General features: G+C 41.2%; 1 protein-coding gene. It reads left to right on the top strand.

Features of this window, described 5'->3' with window-relative positions; all coding sequences use genetic code 11:
• The coding region (locus RM529_RS15250; RefSeq protein ID WP_311485614.1) for a DUF8693 domain-containing protein at window positions 1-7,763 on the top strand (7,763 nt) is incomplete at both ends.

Here is a 7,763-nt window from a genome sequence, read left to right as displayed (position 1 = left end):
AATACAATTACCCTTACCGTTACTGATGTTAATGAAAATTCAGCTTCAGAAAATGCTACAATTACTGTTGAGGATAATATAAAACCAGTAACTCCAACACTTCAAAATATTACCTGGAGCTGTGGAGAAGATGTTGAAATCCCCACAACCACAGACAATTGTGATGGTGAAATTACCGGAACCACCGATGATCCGTTGCAGTATGACAGGTTTGGGACTTATACTATTACCTGGACGTTTACCGATGATTCAGAAAATGCAACTACGGCCATTCAAAAAATTATTATTCCTGAACCGACTGTAAATCCGGTAGACGATATTGTAGTTTGTAACGGCGAAATTATTTCAGCTATAACTTTCCTCGGAAGCTCAGTAGAAGGGACAACCTACCAGTGGACCAGCAATAATACCACAATAGGTGCCCCTGCCGGTGGGAGTGATCAAATTACCTCATTTGAAGCAAGAAACACCACAAATGAGATTATCACTGCAGAGTTTGTTGTCACCCCGGTAGCGAATAACTGCGAAGGGGAAAGCATCAGCTTTAGCATCACTGTTAATCCAACCCCAACCATTACCGTGCCTAATGATATCGAGGTTTGTACCGGAGCACCAATAAATGAGATTAATCTTTCTAATTTTTCAGTAGACGGCACTAGTGTAAGCTGGGAAAATGATAATCCTGATATTGGGCTGGCTTCTTCAGGTATCGGAAATATTGCCTCTTTTACTGCACAAAACACTACGGGACAAAATATTATAGCTAAAATAAGCCTTACTCCTGCAGCAAATAATTGTGTGGGAGAAATACAAACTTTTAAAATTACAGTTAAGCCGGACCCGGTTCTTACAGTTCCTGAATTCCCTGAACTTTGTAATGGTGCTTCAACTGCAACGCCAATTGCTTTACAAGGAAATTTTAGCGGGATAACTTATGATATTACAGGAGGTTCGTCCATCGGACTTTCCAATCGAGCAAATGTCACTGAAATTCCGGCTTTTACACCTGCAAATAACAGCAATGCTCCTGTTACCGCAACTATCGTTATTACCCCAATAGCAAACGGTTGTACAGGAGACGCTGTTGAAATTCCGGTAACGGTAAAACCCAGTCCGGTAGTGAACACGTCGTTTACAGGTAATATATGTTCCGGAGAAATTACAGATATTCAGTTAACAGGACCGGTAGCAAATACCAGCTACACCTGGACAATAAATGCACCTGGTGGTGTGGAAGGTGCTACTGATGGCAGCCTGAATGCGAACGGTATAATAGAACAGGAGCTCATAAATACCACTTTACAACCACAAACGGTAACCTATAGAATTACTCCTGAAGCAGATGGGTGTGTGGGAGCTACAATTCCGGTTAATGTTGTGGTAAATCCGCTTCCTGTAATTGATTTTAAAAATGCTGAAGCACTCTGCTCCCCAACAGACCTTACTACATTAGAATTGGCAGAAGGCTCTACCACTGGTCTCAACTTTACATATTGGAAAAATGACATTCAGGTTCAAAACCCGAGAAGTGTAGAAGCAGGTTCTTATGTGTTACGCGGGAAAAATACAGCCGGTTGTATAACAAACAAATCCATCACCGTAAATCCATCACCACAGGTTAACCTTCCTTCAGGAGCAGTGGAAGCTTGCTCCCAACAAGCTTTTGACTATGAATTTTCCACAACCAACACTGATACAATTGCATGGAGAAGGGTAGCACATCGAGATATTTCGGATAACTCTACAAGTTCCGGTACAGGAGACATTACAGAAACATTAAATAATACCTCCAATAACCCTATTGAAATTACTTACCTGATAGAACTTACTTCTGCAGATAACTGTATTACAGAGGAAGAATTAAAAGTTAAGGTATATCCTGCACCCAAATTGAGCAATCTACCCCCGGAAGATGAACTTCCTTTTATAATGTGTGGAGGAGATTCCTTTAGTTTCACTCCGCAAAGTACAGCACCGGGTGCAAATTTCCGCTGGGAACGTGGATTTGTTCAGGGCATAGATAATTCTGCTAGAAATGGAACTGGAGCAATTAATGAACGATTAGTAAATACTACTTCAGAACCTATTACTGTTTTCTATAAAATCTATGTAGATGCTTCAACCTGTTCCAACCCTACTCCTTATGATATACCTGTGCTAGTACAACCCGCACCAATAGTAGAAACACAACTAGCTCTGGAAGGAAGTTCTGATAAAAGCGAACAGATCGAAATTTGCCCGGGAGGGAGCTTTGTAGATTTATACTCTACCTCCGATATTCCGGAAGGACTGGGAGACGGTGAAACATCTCAAGCACCACAAACTGGTATTATTGAAGCCTGGGATTTTTCAAATCCAAATGACCGTAATAAATGGCGTACACCAAAAAGTACTACAAACAACGTTGAAACTCAATGGGGAGTTATTAATAATGGTGATCCCGGTTATAGGGACAATTATCCTAATGGAGATGGACCAAATCCAAATAACAGGTATTATGGATTGCATTATTTTAGTTATCCGTCTGGGAATAATCCATTCTTTGGTATTGCGACACCCAGCTTATATAAGCCTCATCAAAATACGTCTTTAGTGAGCCCTGGCTTTAGCACCGTAGGTTATTCCAATGTAACCCTTTCTTTTCAGCACGCATATAGAAATGGAGATAATCCTAATGGAGAGAAAGCAGAACTTCAGGTGTCTTTTGATGGAGGGAATACATGGACTACAAGAGTTTCATATCAAGGGTTTTTAGGATCTAAAAGTGAGTTCGTTGAAGGTAGGACACCAAACGGTCAGCAAATAACTATTGAAGGTAATCATCCTAATGTAAAACTTCGTTTTGCATTTAGTAATAACTATTCCGGCGAAAATTTCTGGGCAATCAGTAATGTAAAAATAGAAGGTGAAGGTAGTTCCGGTCCAAAAATTACCTGGACTTCATCTACAGACCCGGATTGGTCTTATAGTACACCAAACAATACAGCAAACTTAAAATCTGTTGGTCCTATAAATAGAGAAACTGTATTTACCGCCACCTATTCTTATGATGGTATTGAATGTGATGGCACCAGTTCTGTAACTGTAAAAATGAAGGAAACCCCCCAGCCAAAGATAAACGCAAATTATTGCTATTCCGACGAATCCAACACCATACTACTATCTGCAGATAAGGATTATGATGAATACCAATGGACATCTTCAGGAGAATTTATTGATGATTCCAAATCTATTGAAGTTAATACCGCACAAGAATATACATTAAAGGTCTGGAAAAACGGATGTTCAAATTCTACAACCTTAAATCTTTCCGGAAACCTTATAACTAACGGGGATTTTGAATCCGAAGATCCAAGGGAAGGCTTTAATACCGCCTACCGCTTTGTACAAAATGATCCAAGCCACCAAACCGAATTTTATGAGGAAGGTATATATGCAATAGATGACGACTCCAATAAATACCACCATGCTTTTGATGATAATGGTGATCACACCTCGGGCACAGGTAATTTCATGATTGTAAATGGAGATACAAATTTAGGAAGAGTGGTTTGGGAAACTGATCTTTTTGAAGTGAAGGAAAATACAGATTACTATTTTAGTGCATGGACCATGAATATTGATACGGATTATGTAACTGAGAAACGAAATTTTGCCCAATTACGGATACTGGTTTTAGCAAAAGCAGCCAATGGTACTGAAGTGAAAGTTGCGGAATCTACTCTGGGGGATTTATGGGATGAGGAAAATAACCGCGGTTTACCTGCCGGAGAATGGCTTCAGTTTTACAGCCCAACTTTTTGGAATTCCGGCTCCTACACTCAAGCCAGGTTACAAATCATAAATGACAATGATTATGATCAAGGGAACGACTTTGGAATAGACGATATCTCTTTTGCTGAATTAAGTGCAGTAAACCTCGAATTCAATGTTCCTGAAGATCAAACTATTTGCGAAGGGGAAACCATTTACCTGGAAACCGAAATCACAGAAGGAGGTCGTCTACCAGTCACCTTAGACTGGACAGGCCCAGACAATTTCCAGCACGCTGTTACCGCCACTACAGATGAAGAACTTGCCGAAGCACTTACACTTGAAATTCCCGAAGCCACTCCTGCAATGGCCGGAAAATATTCCCTCAAAATCACAGATTTTTATGGCTGTGACATAGCACCAAAAAGCACCACAGTGCAAATACCGGCAATAAATGCAGGGGAAGATTTTGAAATATGCGCAACAGAAGCAGTTGAAAACGGAATTCCGCTTGCCGCAAACATTAGCGGCCAGGAAGAAATTTCAGGAACCTGGTATTTGGATGGTGTAGAAATACCTACAGGATATGACGAAGAAAGCAATTTATTTACAGCAACCTATACTGCCGATACTTTTGAGGCAGGCGATACCATCGCCTTTACCTTTTCTTCTGAAACTGGCTGTATAGATGAAGTTCAGGTCACCGTTAATGGCAACCCTGTAGTAAATCTGGAATCAGAAAATCTTAATTGTTCTGGACAGGATAATGGGGAAATTGCTGCTATGGTTTCGGGTGGAAGTGGTTCTTACAGTTTTGAATGGAACAACGGGCAAACTACCCAAACCGCTACCAATTTAACAGCAGGGACTTATTGGGTCACTATTAAAGATGAAAAGGCATGTACTGCAGTATCTGATACCATAACCATTCTGGAACCGGAACAACTTGTTGTAGGTTCCCCGGTACAGTTAGAGGAAGCTTCATGTTATGATGAATATAGCGCAGTAGTAGCTATTCCTGTTAGCGGCGGTCTATTTGAGGGGGAAATAATAGATCCTGAAAATATTCCTTATTCCGTAGAAATTTTAAACGCGGCGGGTGATAAAGTTATTTTGGAAGAAGAAAATTTTCAATATGAAATAGAGAATGAACTCTTTATATTTAGCGGACTTCAGGGCGGTACTGCTTATTCTTTTCTTATAAATACTTCAGAAAACTGTAATGCCGTTGTAGAATCCTTTACAACCATTACCCCTCCGGAAATTAATGCCGGAGAAGCACCTGCAAACCTGGATTGTGGTGTTAAAACCATCTGGCTATCGGCTACTCCAATAGATCCGGAATTGGGAACAGGTAGTTGGAGCTATAATGGCGGACAAACAGAATTACTTGGCGATGCCTCTCAGCCTAATACCACATTTACCGGAGAACCCGGCCTGGAATATACCCTAACCTGGACGGTAAACTCCTCTGTCAATGAGAATTGCTCGGTGCCATCAGATCCTCTTGTTATTAAATTTCCGCCTGCTTGCAGTCAGTTAAATTTTGATGGTCAGGACGATTTTGTAGATCTGGGGGACCATTACGGAATGCAAAACAGCAATCTTACCATTGAAGCCTGGGTTAAACCAAATGACCTTTCCGGAACCAGAACTATTTTTTCCAAGAGAGAAGAAGACAATCTAAATTCCGGCTACGATCTTATTCTCAATAACGGTTCACCGGTATTTAGGGTTGGGAGCCGAAGTGTGACTTCTGCACGAAAGTTAACAACAAGCCGCTGGTACCATGTTACCGGAGTTTACAGCGGGCAGCAATTAAAATTATATGTGGATGGGATTGAGATTCAAACCAGTTCCAACATTTCCTCTAATGCTGTTGTAAACAATAGCGCACCTGCTATAATTGGAGCGGCATACGCCTCTTCGCTAAGTGGAAGTAAAAATAATTTTGCCGGTTATATTGAAGAACTTCGGGTTTGGAATACCGCTATTTCTGAAGGTGAAATCCGCTTTATGATGAATCAGCGCATAAAAACTACTAATAATCCCAATCCTTCAGATCCAGTAGATGGCGAAATAATTGCGCACCGTAATATTGAGGGAAGTTATTTAAAAGATAATAACGGTTACAACTTATATTATCCCGAAGGTGTTGATGAATCCTCAAAAAGATGGTACAATCAAAAATGGGAAAACCTGGTTGGATATTATCAACTCCTGGCCGAACAAGAGCTTATCGCCAATGGATATACAGATAACTTGGGCTACACCGCACCCAATGCCCACGGACTTCTGAAAAATATTGATTTAATGCAGGAGAACAGCGCTCCTCTTCCCTACATCTCCAACCAAAACGGAGAATGGTTTGAAAGCACAACCTGGCTACATTCCGATGTATGGGAACCACCAAACAGCACCGGCCTTGACAGGTCCACTAAAATTGACTGGAACATTGTGAAACTTGCCCATAATGTTGAAAATCCGGCTACCACCAACAACAAAAACAGTATTACCGTACTCGGACTCCTTTCTGAAAACGGAACTTTTAACATGCTGGGAGACCATGGTGCAGGTGCCAACGGGAACGGGATTGGCACTGGAAACGCACTCACGATTACTCATTATTTAAAACTCGACGGATTTATTGATCTTAACGGGGAGTCACAACTCATCCAGAGCGAAGGAAGTATTCTGGATGTTACAAGCAGCGGGTATATTCAAAAAGATCAGCAAGGAACAAAAAACAGCTATAACTACAATTACTGGAGTTCTCCTGTAAGTAAAACCGGAGCTGCAAACAATTCTGGATTTACTATTGCTTCTGTACTTAGGGACGGAAGCGATGCAGAAAATCCCAAAGAAATCACCTTTGGTGGCAGCCACACATTTGCTGACGGAAATTATTCCGAAAATTTAAGAATTAGTTCGTACTGGCTGAATATATTCCATGGCACAGCCGATGCTTATGGAGTTTGGAAACAAATAAATGCCAATTCACAACTTCCTAGCGGTAACGGTTATACAATGAAAGGGCCATCAGGATCGGCAAGTATTAGTGATCTTCAGAATTATGTTTTCCAGGGAAAACCGAATAACGGGACTATAAGCATAGAAATTTCAGATTATGAAAACCGGTTGGTCGGAAACCCTTACCCCTCTGCCATAAGTGCAAGGGAATTTATCCTCGACAACCTTCGGGATGTGAATGGCGGCCGGAACAATAAAAACGTTTTTAACGGAACACTTTATTTCTGGGATCATTTTGGAGAGGAGAACACACATGTACTGGCAGAATATGTTGGTGGATATGCCGCATACAACCTCACTGGAGGAGTGCCCGGGGTCTCCAATGACCGCAGGATAAACAACAGCGGTAACCATGGTGGTTCAAAAAAGCCAAAAAGTGCAATTCCTGCCGGTCAGGGCTTTTTCATTAACACCATCCTGGATCAGACTGTGGCACAGGATATTAATGTACACGGGGGGGACGTCCTCTTTAAAAACAATCAACGTTTGTATGGAAGAAAACATCCTTCCAATGGAAATTCCCAGTTTTTGCGGCCAATCTATCCGCAGCAGGAATCAAAAATCAGCGATCCGGAAGATGGCAGGCAGAAAATCAGGATAAACTTTACCTCTCCACAAGGTTATCATCGCCAGCTTTTAGTGGCTGCAGATTCATTGGCGACAAACGGATTTGATCTTGGCTACGACGCCCCAATGATGGATTATAATGCCGAAGATATGTTCTGGGTGATCAATGGAGGCGAGTTTGTTATACAGGCTGTTGCAGATTTTGATCTTGAACAGGTTCTTCCGGTTGGCCTTGTAACTGCTGAAGAAGGAGAATTTAAAATTGAAATTGCGGAACTGGAGAATATCCCTGAAGAAATGGAAATTTACCTTCGGAATACTGAAGACAGCACTTATCACGATTTGAGAACAAAAGAATATGAAGCCAGCATTGAAGCGGGATATTTTCCTGAAAAATATGAGCTGGTATTTCA

Source organism: Autumnicola edwardsiae, assembly GCF_031846505.1.
GTDB classification, from domain to species: Bacteria; Bacteroidota; Bacteroidia; order Flavobacteriales; family Flavobacteriaceae; genus Autumnicola; species Autumnicola edwardsiae.
The sequence above is the reverse complement of the archived record's forward strand: the minus strand, read 5'-3'. Positions and strand labels throughout refer to the sequence as shown.